Below are 16,698 nucleotides of genomic sequence, written 5' to 3'. Positions count from 1 at the left end.
AGGATAGGCGAATCTGACGATGTTTGCTTTTTGTGATGAACACATATCCTGGTGTTGGGGTCAGGCGCTCTTTCGTATGCGTATACACGGTGGTATGGATGGGAACTATCGCCTTATAAACACCAACTATTCTCAAGGATGGGTCTTCGAAGAGCAGATAAGTAGACATTGTTTTAGATAAAAAATAGACAGGAAAAGCAACCTGAGGGCAATTCTTAGGTTGCTTTTATACATTCTGGAAAATCTTAGATTGACGTATTGAAATAAACACCCTATACTGACCATGATTCTCATTCTCATAAATTAACTAGGCTTCACATTAAAGAGGTCCCAACAAATATGCTGACAAAAAAACGAATAATTCGTTCTATAGCAGTCCTGCTGGTCGTTTGTTCAATTGTCTTAACTTGGCAGTGGTTTGATTCGAAGGAATGGCTCCAAGATGTTGTGCTGATGTTCCATCAACCGAAATGGCTTGTATGTATGGTGATCGTCTACCTGAGTTCTTTTCTTCTCAAAGCGGCAGCATGGCGAATATATGCAGGACATGAGGTTAAATTCGCGGTGTATTTTCATGCCATTAGCTACAGCTTGCTCGTGAACCATGTGCTTCCGATCAAGGTGGGCGATGGTGTGCGTACAGGCTTGCTCATGAAAAATGGCGGGAAGTCATGGGAAGATGCACTTCATTCCGTAGCGGTAATGCGCCTTTTGGATATGCTTGTTCTCACTGTTATTGGAGGCATAGGTATCTTAAGAATGGGATTGCCTTCTTCATGGATGTTGGTGACTATGCTGGCTGCTGGTACAGCCATTCTCGCAACTGCACATTATCTACCTGTCATACGAAAAATTCCCTTTGTCGTAAAGCACTCATCCTATTTCCAAATGAAAATGCTTTCGGGCAAAGGGTTTGTCATTTTTAGCTTAATCACCTTAAGTTGGGTGTTAGAAGCAGGTGTTATTTTCGCTTTAGTTCATATTATTGGTTTGCAGTTGGGAAGTATTTCGCTCATATGGGCTAATAGTATGACGATTGCTGGGCAAATCTTTCATATTACACCTGGTGGTATCGGTACTTATGAAAGCACGATGAGCGGATCACTTACTTTGTTGGGGGTAGATGGGAAAGATGCGTATCGAGCGGCACTATTGTCGCATACGTTCAAATTTCTATTTGCCTACACGTTAGGTGCGTACTCCTTGCTGCGGATGCCATTGCATTGGCGAGAAATGAAAACCTGGATTAGTCGAGTTAAGCGTCAAACCAAGTCACCATCACATAGCAAAGTGGGGAAGGAAGATTAATATGAAAAAAGCTTCGTCTTTTGAAATCGTTGCAGCTCGCTGCTGGAATTTGTTGAATGAGGGGAAACCGTTTACCCCGATCTTCGTTGTTGGGGTTTTCCTGCTTTACCATATCGGCGTATGGTCGGATCCTAGCTTTTGGAGTGCGGCAGGTCTAGGACTTTTGGTAACGCTTCCTCTATTCGTACTCTATTATTGCTTCGATTTCCCGCTGTTCTTACGCAATTATTTATGGATGCCGATTATTGCAGCACTTCTGATCTGGGAACGAACTGATTTCTCGCTGTATGTACTGGCACTAGGGTTGTTTTTCTTCTTTACGATTTATTTCTGGGGCACGTTCTACTACCACTTAAGAATTGGTACGACATGGTGGAATTTCACACGCTTCTGGAAGCTTGTCCTCAAGAATAGTGACTCGACGAGCGGTAATGCGCAGGAGCAGATGCCAAAATTTTTGCTGCTGCTGTTCGTATGGAGTCATTATTATCGTCAGTTTGAAGCAGGGGTTTCTGCTGATGTAGGAATGGGGCTGCTGTTTGCAGGCGGCTTGTTGATTTACGCATTTATTCTTCACCGCTATTTATTCGATTGGAAGCCGGCTGAAATTCCTACTTATACACGAGATTCAAGTCCTGTACAAGCGGGGGGAGAAGCACTCAACCAGAAGGTCATTGTTATCGTGGTAGACGGCATGCGCAAAGAGCGTTTTGAGGAAGCACATGCACCATTTATAAAAAAATTGCGAGCAGAAGGCACGGAATATGCGCAAATGGAGACCGTTTATCCGGCGCGTACCGTGGTCTGTTTCTCCTCGATGTTTACGGGAACGTATCCGCGCGAGCACGGCATTCGCTCCAATATGGTATGGAGGCTCGGTATTCGGGTGGAGAGTATTTTCGATTCTTTACGTAAAGTAGGGAAAAAAGGGCGCTTGCTGGGCATCGCTCACTTAATTGACTCCATGGGAGACGACGTAGAGAGCGTGACAGCTGTCATGCACAACGATGTTGCGGATCGCAATATTATTGAACGTGCTAAGAAGATTATGGCGGAGCAAAACCCAGACTTACTCGTTGCCCAATTGATTGGGGTTGACCAAACGGGGCACAGCAGAGGTGTTCTCTATGACGATTACACGCAAAAGATTGCAGAAGCCGACCAACTCATCGAAGAGTTCGTCGGCTGGCTCGAAGAGCGCGGTATGATGGCAAATACCACACTCATCATCTGTGCGGATCACGGGCAGGCTGACGGCATTGGCGGACATGGGCATCTCGATGAAGGCGAGCGTTATGTGCCTTTCTTCTTGCATGGTCCCACTATCGAGGCAGGCCGTCGTATTGATGAGAAACATTCACTCGTATCCATGGCGCCGACGCTGGCTTACTTACTGGGAGCACCATTCCCAAGCCATAGTCGCGGACCTGTTCTAACGGAGGCTATCAAACATCATGACTAAGAAAAAAATTATCGTTTTCATGCCTGCACATAATGAAGAAGAGAATATCAGCGGGGTCATTGCCCGCGTGCCGAGAGATTTCCACTCGCAGTATGAGGTGGAAGTGCTTGTGATCGACGACGGGTCCAAGGACCGCACCGTCCAAGTAGCGCGCGATGCGGGGGCCGACCATATTGTGTCGTTCCCGCACAATCGAGGTCTCGGCGCAGCCGTTCGCGAAGGGCTGAAACAATGCTGCCTACTGGGCGGAGACATCGGCATTATGATCGATGCGGATAATGAGTATCCGCCAGAACAAATCCCAGATGTCCTTGCGCCTATAATTAGCGGGCGAGCAGATTATACCTTTGGCTCACGCTTCAAAGGCCACATTCAAGGGATGAAGCTGCATCGCCGCTTAGGCAACTATACCTTTACATTGCTGCAGGCGATCTTGCTGCGCAGATGGATTTATGACGGCCAGTCAGGGATGCGCGGATTCTCACGCGATGCAATGGAGAATGCCGTCATCATTCATGACTACAACTACGCCCAGGTGCTCACGATTAATCTGGTTCGTCAGGGCTACCGGTTGGAGGAGATACCGATCTCGTACCAGGTTCGGACCAAGGGCCAATCCTTCATCAAATTCAGACAGTATGTGTCTTCCGTGCTTCCGGCGATTTACAAAGAAATGAGACGCCCCGTCTCGCACAAGCGCAAAGTCGCTGTTCAACTGCACCGAGATGAACCGAGCCTATGACACGTAACGCGGTAGTCATGGCGCTATTTGCTGTAGCAGTTATAGCCAGTGTGACCTGCCTTAGTTTGCTATATGCGAGTCCTTATGTGCGAACATGGGACGAAGTGGACTTCACACTGGCACTGCATCGGTATGATTTACTTGCCATGCAGCCTCATTTTCCGGGATATCCCTACTTCATTCTAGGTGGTTGGATTATTAACCAATGGATGAATAATCCCGCAATAGCCTTATCCGTTTTCAATACCTTAGCGGCATTAAGTTCGGCGATCCCTATGTTTTTATTAGCACATCGACTGACGGGCAGCGGCATCAAAAGTCTTTTACTGCCCGCACTCGTATTAAGCAGCCCCTACATTTGGCTAATGTCCTCGCGTCCCATGTCGGAATGCGCAGGCATGGCCATGCTGTGGTGGTTTCTTTGGAGTATCCGCTTTGCGATGGATCGTCCGCATTCCTTGCTTCGCCATGGACTAGCACTGCTCATATTCAGCTTATTAATGGGCATACGCCTATCCTTTTTTCCTTACGGATTAGCCTTAGCTCCCCTCTGGTATTCGCTTTGGCAGCAGGGGGCTACCCGTTGGAGGGGATGGCTCCGAGTAGGAGGATCAGCTCTGGCAGCCGTGCTGTTTCAGATGATTTGGGTAGCTGGTTTGGTGCTTTCGGAAGGAAATATTGCAGGCTTTTGGAAGCTGTCTCTAGCTTTCGTTGATGGCCATTTCTCTGAATGGGGCGGTGGCGTGATCTCAACGTCAATGCCACCGGGGGAACGAATCGTCCAGCTATTCGGGCATAATTTGCTAAGTTCAGCCCTATTTGGTGGTTCCATTCTCATTGGTGTGAGTCTTGCGATTATGGCAGTCATGACGATGGTCGTACGGAGATTTGTCGCGGCTCCTAAGCACTTAAATAAGGAGAACAGGCACTATCTAATTTGGTTGGTCTGTTGTGCAGTTCTTTATTCCTTATGGGCGTTAATCGGTCAAAATATAGAAAAACCACGGCATATCGTGCCGGTCGTTGCGCCAATTTTACTCCTCCTGTTCATATATAGCGTTCGGACGGCGGATTCTGTGAAGGCATCAGATCCTAAGTCACGTTTGCTGAGACTAGCTCCGAAGGTTCTGTATACGCTCCTCGCTGGTTTCCTCATTGTACAGCTTTTATATGGGGCTCAGCTCTTGAAAAGGCAAGCAGTAGATGAACCAGCAGTCTATCAGTTGCATGACTATCTAAGCAACTTGCAGGAGCCCTTTATTTTGTTTACGTGGGAAGAGACGAGAGTCCTTCAATACTTGCAGGCCGACTATCAACATGAGCGTATTTATACGTATGCGTATTTTCAGTCGTTGGCAAATGCGAATTCTAATCGTAGGGTCTTCCTAACCGATCATGTCGTGCAAGGCTTTGTACAGCAGGGGAAATCCGTAGAAGCGCATCTGAAACGGATTGCCGATTTTACATCCGATCCGCTGTTTGATCCAGCGTATGGAAAGGTGACGTTGTTTGAATGGGTTCGATAGCAAGAATTATGAACGGACGATGAACGGAATGTGATCAAATTGTAAAATAAAGGTTGACATAAAAATGGACAATGATTATCATTATCAATGACATTGAGAATCAAATTCAATTGCAGAGGTGAAGTTATGAAACGATGGCTACTAGCCGGATTGACTTTAGTTCTTGCGGCATTAATAATCTTGCCGACTTCTGCGCTGGCCTATTCTTACGGTGACGCCAATACCGAAGATGTCGCTGAAACCTTTAAACTGGTGCAAGCCAGTATTGATGGTGGGAACGATTGGGGAGCTGCTGATGGCGCCTATAAGGAAAGAAGAGCAGAAATCGTAGCGCATTTTGGTGAAGAAGTAGGCACCACTTTGGATGCTAATTTCAAGGCAAAAGACAATAAATTAGTCATTGCTAATTTCAAGGCTGTTCTTGTCATGAACTTGGATCGTAGATTCACGTATGCTGAGCAGGGAATTGATGATTATGCGGGTGCTAAGCTTCTATTGGCCAAAGCCAAGGCGACCTATGATACCCTAGAGCCCTACATGGGATCAGGTAAAGCAGAGATTGATAAGGCGTTTGATGCTGCTCTCGAAGCACTGGGTAATCCAGGATTGTTCGGAGTAGGGAAGAAGCCTGTGCAGCCAGCTGTTTTTAAGGAGAAGGTTGATTTTATCTATGGAAAGGTAAAGCCGCTGTTCCCTTATAAAGCGTACAGTGCACCAGTGGCAACAAGTACGCCGACACCTACCGTTAAGCCGGTAGAGACGCCGAAGACTGAGCCCACTGTAAAGGTGGAGGTTAGCCCTAAACAAGAACAACCTGCTGCAACGAAAGATACGAAACCGGCTGAGACGAAGGCGCCTGAAGCAGCAGCGGCTGTGGAGACGAAGGCACCTGAGCCATCAGCATCTGCATCAGCAAGTCCATCGCCGACGCCGACGCCAACTGCTGAAGCTGCTAAGCCTACGGCAACTGTAGAGGCCCCTGCTAAAGCAACTGAGACAGCGAGTGCAGCTGTGAAGACAGAGCCTGCGAAAGAAGCATCGGCACATGCTCCTATGCAACGCACGGACAAAACGAATCCCTGGGTCAGCGTATCTGTCATTGGTGGAGTTATCATTGTACTGGGTGGAGCTGTATGGTTCGCCCGCAAAAGGAAATGGATTTAACCGTAAGGTCAACCAATAAATTGAGATGAATAGAGGAGAAATTTATCATGCGTAAATTTTTAGCTGTAGTTTTAAGTGCTTCAATCGCTCTATCTAGTGTTGTTACCGTTTCATCCGTTGCTTTTGCAGAAACAAAATTCCAAATCAAAGAAGATCAAACGATCTCCGCTAACCTTAAATCTTTCACAGATATTAAAGCACTCTTCACAGATAAAACGGATAAAACTGTTCTTGCTGATATTAAGAAATTATACGTAGATAAATTCCAAACTGATGTTAAACGTCTAGATGTCAACATCAAAGCAGATGATCCTAAAATGGATGCGAACATCTTGCTTATTTTGGATGCTGCCATTAAAGGTGACTTGTCAGTTGGTGCAGCGAATGAAGCGATCGACAAAGGGTTGCAATGGTATTTCTTCTTCGCACTTCGTGATTTGATGAGCAACCAAGTACGTCCTGCTTTGACCAAGGGTGACATCGCTGGAGCGACGGCTGCTTTCGATAAGGTCGTTCAAATTTATGAAGGCGCGCTTCAACCAAACGTTGTGAAACGTGATACGAAGTATAGCTTGAACATGGTAGCACTTTTGAAAACAACGATTGAGCTGATTCAAAAAGATATCAAAGACAACAATTTGAATGACTTTAACTTTCACCGTCAAATCCTTGACAAAACATTGATCAAAAACTATGCGCTTGCAACTTATACATACGCAGAAAACGTTGGATTAGCTACGCCAGCTAACCAAGCCAAAGCAATTACAGAAGGTTACTTCCTCTTTATGCCTGTTTACACGTACCTCAAAGGTGGAAGCCCTGCTGATGCTGACTTCGTTAAAAATGCCTTCGCTTCAGGCGATGCTAGCAAAATCAAACAAGCTGAAATCGGCGATGCCCTTCAACGTACGATGATCGGTAAAGTATCCGAATACCTTAACCAAATTCTAGTTAAACAAGAAGCTGGTGATTTACAAGGTGCACGCGGATATGTTGCTGAAGGTACAATGTTCCTTGCTAGCCAAGAAGTGTTCTTGGGTAAAGAGAAATTTGCGGCTGCAAGCGTTTGGGCTACAAAATTAACAGAAGCTGTTGATAAATCCGATGCTGCAGCTACGAACGCTTCTATTTTTGAAATTGTAAAATTCCTTGTTGACAAAGATGGTTCCAGCTTAAAAGTTGGCGACAAAGGTTATAAAGTAAATGGCGCTGCTTTCACAGCTGAGAATGCTCCGTTCATTAACCCGGAAACTAATCGTACGCTAGTACCAGTTCGTCCTATTGCTCAAGCAATCAATGCGCAAGTTGAATGGGTTGAAGCAACGCAAACAATCGTGATTACGAAAGATGGCAAGAAAACAGAAATTAAAGCTGGTTCCGATCAAGTTGTTGAGAATGGTAAGGTAAATGAGAAAGTCAAATTGGATCAGCCGGTTCTTCTTCAAAACGGTAGTTCCTTCATCCCATTGCGCGCAGTAGCCGAGTTGTTCAGCTATGGCGTATTCTATCAAAACGGTGACATCATTATCCTTCGCTAATCATTTCGTTTATATGGGAGACTGTTTATATGGGAGACACTTGTGCTGAATAAGCGCAAGTGTCTTTCAATGTTCAGATGCAAGGTAAGAGAATAGGAGGCAGATCATGGATTTACAGGCATTTCTTATTACGTTTCGCGAAGCGCTTGAAGCCATTCTCATTGTAGGTGTCATCCTTACTTATTTAACGCGTATTGATGCGATCCACTGGCATAAATGGGTTTGGGTTGGCGTGTTCTTCGCTTTAATCGTTAGTTACGGCTTAGCCCTGGCTTTCCAGGTGTTATTAACCGGTTTTGGCAGTATGGGTAGTCAGAATTACTTGAAAATCGGGATCATGCTCGTCTCTTCCGGTTTATTGACACATATGATTATGTTCATGGGCAAGCAAAGCAGTGAGATGCAAGGCAAAGTTCAGAGCAAAGTTGCTCATATTTTGACCATTGGTGGCGCCATTAATATGGTTGTTCATTCCTTTCTGGTTGTTGTGCGTGAAGGGGTGGAGACGGTATTCTTCTTCGCTGCTATTACAGGGGGCAACATTCAGAAGGCGCTTGAAAGCTGGGGAGCACTATTCGGCCTAATTCTGGCAGTCGTGGTGGGACTTCTCTTTTTCAAAGGGACTAAGAAAATTCGTCTTAGTACTTTCTTCCGGATAACCGCAGTCTTCCTCATGATGATTTCGGCTGGGCTGTTTGTTCAGGCGATTGGGATTATGCAGGATTTAGGGATAATTGGCAGCTTATATCGAACAGCAGGACACCAGATTGGTGAAATTTATAATATTACAGCCTTTATGCCAGAGCATCCTATTGACGGTGTGCAATATCTGCGTGATTATGGAAAAGAGCCACTGATTAACGGCCAAGTCGGTATTTTCTTTAAGGCATTCCTCGGGTATACACAGAATCCTTCATTAGAAGAATTTGTAGGTTACTGGGGTTACTACTTCTTAGTGTTCATCCTGCTGGCTGTTCAGAAGAAGCGTCAGGAACAGGAGCAGATCAAGGAAGATGAAGTGGCCGCTTAGCAGATGAGAATGAGTCGATGGATGAATGATCAACATGAGGAGCGCGGATAATGATGAAGATAGGTATTGTTGGATATGGACATGTAGGCAAAGCGATTCATGCCTTATTTCCTAAGGCTGCTGTATATGATGGACCTCTTCAGATGGGAAGACAAGATGAGGTGAATGCATGTGATATGGCATTCGTCTGTGTTCCGACACCTTCGCTTCCTAGCGGCAAATGCGATACGTCTATCGTGGAAGAAGTCCTGTTATGGTTGACAGCCCAAGTGATCGTCATTCGTTCTACCGTACCCGTTGGCTTCACGGATGCAATGAAGGAGCGGACCGGGAAGAGAATCGTGTTCCAACCGGAATATTACGGTGAAACGGTGGATCACCACTTCGCTGACCTGCGTCACCGTACGTGGCTCACGTTGGGCGGTGCTTCTGCAGATGCAAGCCTTGTGGTTCGTGCGTATCAGCAGGTGTATAACGCTGAAGTGAGGATTCGGCTGACGGATGCTCGTACAGCAGAGATGGCGAAGTACATGGAGAATTGCTTCCTGGCGCTGAAGGTATCATTTTGCAATGAATTCTACGATATCGCAGGCGCTCACGGCATTGATTACAATGAACTGCGTGAAGTATGGCTGGAAGACCCTCGCATCGGGCGGAGTCATACGTTCGTCTATGAGGATAACCGTGGCTATGGAGGCAAATGTCTGCCCAAGGATGTTCATGCACTTATCAGCATGGCGGAGGATAAGGACGTGAACGTCGATTTAATGAGATCGGTTCAACAGAAAAATAGCCGACTTCGGGATATGACGGAGTAGAGAAAGGAAGGGAGTCTCATCTCGTGAATATCCAAGCGTACTTAAATGAAACACGCAAAATTATTGGTGTGGGACCGAATTTCAAAGCTTTTCGTGCTCAAAAAGGGATCACCCATGACGAGGATCCCTTCCTCTTTATTAAGTCACCGCAAAGCTTAACGGTAGAGACGGATATTTATTTGCCACCGCACCTCACGGATTTCATCTGTGAGGTGGAAATGGCCGTTATTATCGGTCAAGAAGCCAGAAATATTGCGGAGGCAGATGTACCGTCCATTGTCGCGGGCTATGCAATTGCCAATGACATTACGGCGAGCGCGCATTTTGATACAGGAAGATTCAAGATGTTTGATCAGATGACCCCGATAGGACCCATGGTGTCAGTTGTTAATCCCTGTCAGGTGGATATTGAAATGTGGGTGAATGGTGAACTCGTACAGAAAGATAATACAGCGAATTTGTTATTCTCTTCGAACTGGTTGATATCACACATTTCACGCATGGCAACGTTATGTAAGGGGGATATCATCCTAACAGGGACACCGTCGAATCCATTAGCTTGTCAGATTGGCGATGTCATTGAGATGAAGAGCCCGCAACTCGGTAACCATCAATTTAAGATTCACAAGGAACTATGAGCCCATCATAGTTCCTTTTTTTGTGGAAAAAGTGAATACTTTGACTGCCATTTGCAATTGGAAACGCACGTCGGGGTCCTTCAAATCAACCCCCAATAAGGTTTGAACCTTTTCTAAGCGATAGACAATGGAGTTGTAATGGCAGAAGGAAGCTTTCGCTGTTTCCTTAATATTTCCTCCGAATTGCAAGTAAGTAATTAACGTATCCACGAGCTTGGCGTTATTTTCTTTATCAAATGCGTAGAGGGGCTGAATGTATTGAAATAGCTGTTTTTTGATGGACCCTTGATCGGAAAGTACATGAACAATCGGATACATGCCGAGTTGCTCGTAGTAGCACAGGGTCTCAACAGGTCGAATGAAATCCCAGAGTTCTAGTGCGGTTAGTGTTTCTTTGTAGCCTTCGTGTATATCAGAAATACTTTTCATATTGCTAATGCCAAGGCGTATCTGTGGTTGCTTCAAGCATTTGTGGAGCTCAGCTTGGAGCTTTACATAGACATTTTTTTGATTAGCCAGCGGCTTCGGGATAAGAAAAACCCATTCATTCCCTAGGGAAAGCAAGATGATGCCTTGAAGGATGCAATAAGCTTTGACATTCATAAGTTCTCTTGATGAAAAAGGAGGGAGTGGCGAAGTGAGACAAACGTTATAGCTCGTTTGCAGTTGTAGTCCGCAAGAGGCAGCCTGCAACGCGATGGCCTGCGGCTCGGTGATTTCACCTAGGACCCAAGTTTTGAGAAAAAGGTCTTTTTGATTATCTTCTAAGCTTCGTAAAGAATGCTGTTTGCTCAGGTGCAGAGTTAGCAAGTTAACCGTGTGCTGCAGTAGGAACTGCAACGGCTCCCATTCCCCCTGTTCGCATCCCCAACATACAAAGTAGGCCATCGTTTCATTGTTTTTCTCAATTGGGAGATAGATTTTGCTTGTATCATCACCGAGCCAATAAGAAGGAAGCACCGAGGAAGACAAATGCGATACGACAGGTTGAAAGTGCCTGGCATCAGGCCACTCCTTCTTAAATGAGGGATCGGTGCTATACATGTCTGATTCATAAGTAATTAAAGCAGCTTGCAACCCGGTACTTTTGGAAAACGTTTCAAGGAAGGTTTTACTATTTTCTCCCATAATTAGCGTGCTGGTTAATAGTTGGATTTTATGGTGCTGCTCCATAAGCCAGTTCGTTTTCTGACTGAGAATTCCTTCAAGTACTTCAGATATGGTTTGGGAATAGCCAATCTCAAATGCGAGTTCCAAGATGGGCAGTTCATATTGGTTTGAAAGTGCGACCATTTCTTCTGGCACGGTTTCGAGATAGCGCTTAGTTTTAATGCCAATAGCAGCTATTCCTTTTGCAGCAAGCTTAGGAATCAGCTCATTCTGAGCATCGGGGTTGTCTTTAATTGAATATGCAGTTGTTAGAAGGAGATCACCATGCCTAACCCAATTGAAGACATCGGGTACTTCCATCACATTCACGTTGGTAATTCGCCGGTTTAAACCGTTGGCGCCGCTAATGATGGGATCTTTTTCGAATAAAAAGGGTTTATGAGCGATTAATTCATTCACGCTGATACCATTCATGGGAATAACCTCCTCCTTATATATGTTAATAAACCTAACATAAAATTAAAGTAGAGGAAAGAGTTTAATTAGCAGAAACTACTAAAAAAAACTTATATTTTTAAAGGGAAAGCCGAATATATCGTTGAATATTACCATAGAGAGTGGAGTGTTATTGTGAAAAGTTCACAATGGATCCATGGTAGTTTTGTGAAGTAACTCTAATGTAAACTTCGACTTTATGATATATAATCTAACACATAAAGACAATATTCATTACGGGGAGCTGGGGAAATGAAACATGTTAAATGGATGAGTAAGGGTTTGATTATCGCTTCGCTTTTGTTAGTTAGCGCATGCGGGACGAAGGCAACGACAACAGGTTCATCTGCAAAGCCTACCGATCAATCAGCAGCTTCAACAACACCCTCAGTGGCTGCAACAAGTGGGCCAGCAACATCGGAGACGGTCAAACAAATTAAAAAGAATGGCAAACTCGTCATTGGAACTAGCGGGAATTTTCGTCCGATGACCTTCATGAATGAACAAAGTCAGATTACGGGTCTAGATATTGATATCGGTACGATGATTGCCGAGAAGCTTGGCGTCAAGGTTGAGTTTGTGCCAGGAAATATTGCAGGACTAATTCCAGGTCTAGTCGCAGGGAAATTTGATCTCGTCATGTCAGCCCTTTCCGAAACGGATGAGAGAAAGAAAAGTATTGATTTCTCCATTCCTTATGGAAAAGACGGCACGGTAGCGGTGACATTGAAGGATAGCTCGAAAGTAGAGGACGTGACGAAGTTAAGCGGTCTGATTACGGGTGTTATTGGTGGATCGGCGACACATACCGTCATCAAGGAATTCGGAGGCTTCAAAGAGCTGAAAGAATACCCAGGGAATGCGGAAGCGTTCACGGATCTAAAAGCAGGTCGAATCGATCTCTATGCGGTTGGTAACATTGCAGCGAATGATTACATCAAGAATGATAAGAGTGATAAACCACTGAAATTAGTTGGTAAAGTAGCTGCAGTGAAAAATATGGGCGTAGGTATGCGCAAAAATGAACCCGAATTAAAAGCAATCATTGATAGTCTGATTGACGAGAAAATGAAGGATGGCACCATCGATAAGCTGGCTACTAAATGGGTAGGGGCACCGCTTCCGAAGTGATCTAAAAATAAGCAGAAAATGAGTGATTGGCATGGACTGGGAAATTGTATCCAATTATATGCCCCTCTATCTTGAGGGGGCGCTGACGACTTTTAAAATCTCCATTCTAGCCATCTTGTGCGCAACAATACTTGGCTACTTTATTGCTCTGATGAGACTTTCCAGTATCAGTGTGATTCGTGGCATTGCCTTCGTGTATGTCTGGGTGTTCAGAGGAACTCCGTTAATGCTGACCTTGTTCTGGCTGTACTATGCAACACCATTCGGTCTCAAGCTTCCTGCGTTTATCGCAGGGCTTGCGGCCATGTCGATCAATTCCGCTTCCTTTAAGTCGGAAATCATTCGAGCAGGTATCATGTCTGTGGATCGAGGTCAATTGGAGGCAGCGGATTCGATCGGGATGAACCCTTTTCAGAAGATGTTTCGCATCACCATTCCGCAGGCAATAAGACTGTTAACGCCGCCTTACATTAATAACTGTGTCATTATGCTGAAAGAGTCAGCCATCGTTTCCATTGTTACCGTGCCAGATTTAATGCTTGGGGCACAACGAGCTTATAACAGTACATACAGCGTCATGGAAACACTGGGAGTGGCAGGCGTTATTTACTTAACCATGACCAGCTCGATCATGCTGTTGCAATTCTTCATCGAAAAGAAGCTGCGCATTGCTAAGAGGTAGGAGGCAGGAGATATGATTCATATTCGTGGACTAAATAAACAGTTTCACTCGAAAAAGGTGCTCGATCAAATCAATCTCGAAATTCGAGAAGGTGAGGTTGTCTCTATTATTGGACCGAGCGGTGCGGGGAAAAGCACTTTGCTCCGCTGCATGAACCTGCTGGAGGTGCCAACCTCAGGAGAGATTTACGTCGATACGCGCAAAGCGGAGTATAAGACGAACGCCCGCGGCCGCTTAACGCTGCAATCGTATATGAAATTGACCTGGCTTCGTTCTGAAGTCAGCATGGTCTTTCAGCAATTTAATTTGTGGCCTAATAAGACTGTGCTCGATAATATAACCGAAGGTCCGCGCATTGTAAAGAAGGTTCCGCGTAAGGAAGCAGAAGCGAAAGCGATTAAACTGCTGGAGAAGGTTGGTTTGCAAGAGAAAATTAATGAGTATCCCGCTAATTTATCAGGTGGACAACAGCAGCGTGTGGCGATAGCAAGAGCTCTGGCCATGGAACCAAAGGTGATTTTGTTCGACGAACCGACGTCTGCACTAGATCCTGAATTGGTCCATGAGGTGCTTGATATTATGGTCAAGTTGGCGAAAGAAGGCATGACGATGGTTGTTGTCACACATGAGATGAACTTTGCCCGTAACGTATCGGATCGCGTTCTTTTTATGGAGGATGGTCAAATTACGATGAACGGGAAACCAGATGAAGTCTTTCATATGAAAAATGCACGGATGAATCAATTCATGCGCAAAATCACCCATGAGGTCGAACTGAGAGGAGTAAACTAGGATGAAGATAGCCAGCAGCCAGTTTCGGGCCAAAAAATTAAGATCAATGAAAGACTTTGAGGATCACGTTCGTTGGCACGTTGAATCAGCCGTGGCACAAGGGGCAGAGCTGCTCTTATTGCCGGAGTTTTTTGCGATCGAGCTGCTCACGCTGCACCATTTTGACATTAAAAGTACAGAAGATGTCACGAAAATATTCGAGTGGTTTGGCAAAGAATACACAGCTGCAATCAAGCAATTATGTACCAATTTGGCTAGAGAATATCAAATTACACTCGCTGCGGGGACGCATTTCGCGTACCAACCGGATCGAAAATGCTATTACAATACAGCGTATGTCTTCACGGCTAGCGGTGCTGTATTCGAACAGAACAAGATTCATCCTTCCTATGAAATGGTGTATAACAAAGAATTGACCACGCCTGGCGATAAGCTGGATGTTTTCGAAATAAATGGTGTGACCTACGGCATCTCCATCTGCTACGATAACTCTTTTCCAGAAGTGGCGCGTATCCTTAGTCAAATGGGGGCTGATATTATCCTCGCGCCAACCTGTTGTCTCGATGAGTGGGGGCAAAGCCGCAATATCCTGTTTGCTCAGGCAAGAGCTTCGGAGAATCAGGTGTATGTCGTGAATAGCCACATGATTGGATCAATTCCGTTCCCAACGCATATTCCTTACGGATTTACATTCACGGGTAAAAGCGGTATCTACTCACCAATTCAACCGATGATTGGCACGCCAAATGCGATTGTCAGCCAAGGGGAAGCAAATGTGGAAATGGTCGTCGTTGGGGATATTAATCTGGATTACCTGAAGTTCATTCGTGAAAATGGACATAATCGGAACCGTACGGATATGCGGCCTTCTTTCTATCAACAATATGCCTTTCAAACAACCTGAATGAGAAAGTAGATGGCGAATGTGGACATTCTAGCAACCATGCTTCTGATGGGGATGATCTTAGGGTTTGCCGGGACGGGGGGCTCTGGCTTTATCATCGGGATTCTCCTGGCGGTTTTCCATATCCCTATTCATACGGCGCTTGGCACTTCGATTGCAGCAATGGTATTTACAACCTTATCCGGTTCGATCAGTCATTTCCGAGAAGGGAATGCAAGGCTTCGCTCTGGCCTCATTATTGGGGCCTTTGGAGCGGGAGGCGCGTATGCCGGAACTTTCGTCGCTCGCATGATTGCAGCGGATCAGCTGGTCTGGCTGACAAGCGGTATGCTGTTCATCTCAGGGCTCCTCATTTGGCTTCGGACAAGCAAAGTATTCTCAACGAAGGAGCGAGTGCTCGCTGAGGACTCTGACGAGGTAAAGAAGCTGAGGTTCTGGGTATTAGCTGCACTAACTGGCCTAGTAACAGGATCGCTGTCTGGTGTATTCGGGATTGGATCTACCCCATTTATTCAATTGGCTTTGCTCATTTTATTCGGCTTTCCACTCCGACAGGCGGTAGGAACGACAATGGTTGTTATTTTACCGATTGCCTTGTTCGGGTCGATCGGATTTTTCCAAGCCGGATTTTTGGATTTTGTCTTACTCGCTCAAGTCGTTGCAGGGACAATGATCGGCTCGTACATTGGGGCTAAATTTACGAAGAGAGCTCCGAAGCTGCTTCTACGCTCCGCGATGATCATGACACCGATAGCAGGGTCGTTATTGATGTTAGTGAAAGCATAAGTTTGGTAGGAGGAACCGAAATTGATCATTGGGGATTTTCGCAAGTGGCCGGAGGAAAAATGGTTATACTCAGAGCGGCTTGCGCAGCCCTTGGACTACCTCTATTCATGTTCATTCGATGACATCGAGGATGGGGTGTATCCTGTGGGAGAAGTTGGCGCCTATCTAGTAGTGAAGACGACGGCAACGATTCTCTTCTCGGAGGCATTGCCAGAGCGGCATCACCGATACATGGATATTCACTATATCCTTGGCGGATCGGAAACCATTGGGTTTGCTCGAGATTGCGAGAAGAATCAAACGATTGAGGTGAGTCCGGCCATTGATGATCATACCTTTTTCCATAGTATAGATAATGAAATGGCATTGACGCTTTATACAGGGCAATTTGCAATCTTTATGCCTTCGGACGTGCATCGACCTTGGTGTAAGGGAATTGGGACGGAATTTGTAAGAAAGGCTTTGCTGAAGGTGCCTGTTTAGTAAGTAATGTAATTAGAACCGGAAAAGTTCATAGTGAAGTCCAGTAAATTAGATTAATGATTTAGTGGGCTTATTTTTCATGAAATTAT

The 16,698-nt window shown here is 45.4% G+C and carries 16 protein-coding genes; 15 read left to right on the top strand and 1 reads right to left on the bottom strand.

The window, feature by feature from the left end:
• The first annotated feature begins 339 nt into the window (after positions 1–339).
• From AC58UX_RS06125 to AC58UX_RS06085, 9 genes are all read left to right on the top strand, one after another.
• Entirely contained in the window at positions 340–1,308 is a 969-nt protein-coding gene (locus AC58UX_RS06125) for a lysylphosphatidylglycerol synthase transmembrane domain-containing protein (RefSeq protein ID WP_497250534.1), read from the top strand.
• A 1-nt stretch (position 1,309) separates the two neighbouring features.
• Positions 1,310–2,770 (top strand): alkaline phosphatase family protein, encoded by a 1,461-nt coding sequence (locus AC58UX_RS06120; protein ID WP_497250532.1) that lies wholly within the window; start codon positions 1,310–1,312, stop codon positions 2,768–2,770.
• Positions 2,763–3,512, top strand: a complete 750-nt coding sequence (locus tag AC58UX_RS06115) for a glycosyltransferase family 2 protein (RefSeq protein ID WP_497250530.1) — start codon at positions 2,763–2,765, stop codon at positions 3,510–3,512. Before AC58UX_RS06120 ends, AC58UX_RS06115 begins: the two co-directional genes overlap by 8 nt.
• Complete coding sequence (locus AC58UX_RS06110) at positions 3,509–5,038, top strand: hypothetical protein (protein WP_497250528.1); 1,530 nt, start codon at positions 3,509–3,511, stop codon at positions 5,036–5,038. The genes AC58UX_RS06115 and AC58UX_RS06110 overlap by 4 nt, the downstream gene beginning before the upstream one ends.
• Before the next feature lie 126 nt (positions 5,039–5,164).
• On the top strand, positions 5,165–6,202 hold the full coding sequence (locus AC58UX_RS06105; RefSeq protein ID WP_497250526.1) for a hypothetical protein: 1,038 nt from the start codon (positions 5,165–5,167) through the stop codon (positions 6,200–6,202).
• A 47-nt stretch (positions 6,203–6,249) separates the two neighbouring features.
• On the top strand, positions 6,250–7,740 hold the full coding sequence (locus tag AC58UX_RS06100; RefSeq protein WP_497250524.1) for a copper amine oxidase N-terminal domain-containing protein: 1,491 nt from the start codon (positions 6,250–6,252) through the stop codon (positions 7,738–7,740).
• Between the two features lie 106 nt (positions 7,741–7,846).
• Entirely contained in the window at positions 7,847–8,770 is a 924-nt protein-coding gene (locus AC58UX_RS06095) for an FTR1 family iron permease (RefSeq protein ID WP_497250522.1), read from the top strand.
• Between the two features lie 50 nt (positions 8,771–8,820).
• The gene (locus tag AC58UX_RS06090; RefSeq protein ID WP_497250520.1) at positions 8,821–9,588 is read left to right on the top strand and encodes a Rossmann-fold NAD(P)-binding domain-containing protein; all 768 of its coding nucleotides are present in this window, start codon (positions 8,821–8,823) and stop codon (positions 9,586–9,588) included.
• Positions 9,589–9,611: 23 nt separating this feature from the next.
• Positions 9,612–10,226 carry a fumarylacetoacetate hydrolase family protein gene (locus tag AC58UX_RS06085; protein WP_497250518.1) on the top strand — a complete coding sequence of 205 codons (615 nt, stop codon included), beginning with the start codon at positions 9,612–9,614 and terminating at the stop codon, positions 10,224–10,226.
• Here AC58UX_RS06085 and AC58UX_RS06080 read toward each other — a convergent pair.
• On the bottom strand, positions 10,221–11,810 hold the full coding sequence (locus AC58UX_RS06080) for a PucR family transcriptional regulator (RefSeq protein WP_497250516.1): 1,590 nt from the start codon (positions 11,808–11,810) through the stop codon (positions 10,221–10,223). The two genes, AC58UX_RS06085 and AC58UX_RS06080, sit on opposite strands and share 6 nt — an antisense overlap.
• 273 nt (positions 11,811–12,083) lie before the next feature.
• Here AC58UX_RS06080 and AC58UX_RS06075 point away from each other — a divergent pair, with 273 nt between their 5' ends.
• From AC58UX_RS06075 to AC58UX_RS06050, 6 genes are read left to right on the top strand one after another with little or no spacing between them, the layout of a single operon-like run.
• Positions 12,084–12,962 carry a substrate-binding periplasmic protein gene (locus tag AC58UX_RS06075; RefSeq protein WP_497250514.1) on the top strand — a complete coding sequence of 293 codons (879 nt, stop codon included), beginning with the start codon at positions 12,084–12,086 and terminating at the stop codon, positions 12,960–12,962.
• A 31-nt stretch (positions 12,963–12,993) separates the two neighbouring features.
• A complete protein-coding gene (locus tag AC58UX_RS06070; protein WP_497250512.1) occupies positions 12,994–13,644 on the top strand; it encodes an amino acid ABC transporter permease in 651 nt (216 codons plus the stop codon).
• Between the two features lie 12 nt (positions 13,645–13,656).
• Positions 13,657–14,436 carry an amino acid ABC transporter ATP-binding protein gene (locus tag AC58UX_RS06065; protein ID WP_497250510.1) on the top strand — a complete coding sequence of 260 codons (780 nt, stop codon included), beginning with the start codon at positions 13,657–13,659 and terminating at the stop codon, positions 14,434–14,436.
• Between the two features lies 1 nt (position 14,437).
• Positions 14,438–15,340, top strand: coding sequence for a nitrilase-related carbon-nitrogen hydrolase (locus AC58UX_RS06060; protein ID WP_497250508.1), 903 nt, complete (start codon positions 14,438–14,440; stop codon positions 15,338–15,340).
• Positions 15,341–15,352: 12 nt separating this feature from the next.
• Positions 15,353–16,126 (top strand): sulfite exporter TauE/SafE family protein, encoded by a 774-nt coding sequence (locus AC58UX_RS06055; protein WP_497250506.1) that lies wholly within the window; start codon positions 15,353–15,355, stop codon positions 16,124–16,126.
• A 21-nt stretch (positions 16,127–16,147) separates the two neighbouring features.
• A complete protein-coding gene (locus tag AC58UX_RS06050; RefSeq protein WP_497250504.1) occupies positions 16,148–16,609 on the top strand; it encodes a NanQ anomerase/TabA/YiaL family protein in 462 nt (153 codons plus the stop codon).
• Positions 16,610–16,698 lie beyond the last annotated feature (89 nt).

The sequence above is a fragment of the Paenibacillus sp. J22P90 genome, from assembly GCF_059692195.1.
The sequence above is the reverse complement of the archived record's forward strand: the minus strand, read 5'-3'. Positions and strand labels throughout refer to the sequence as shown.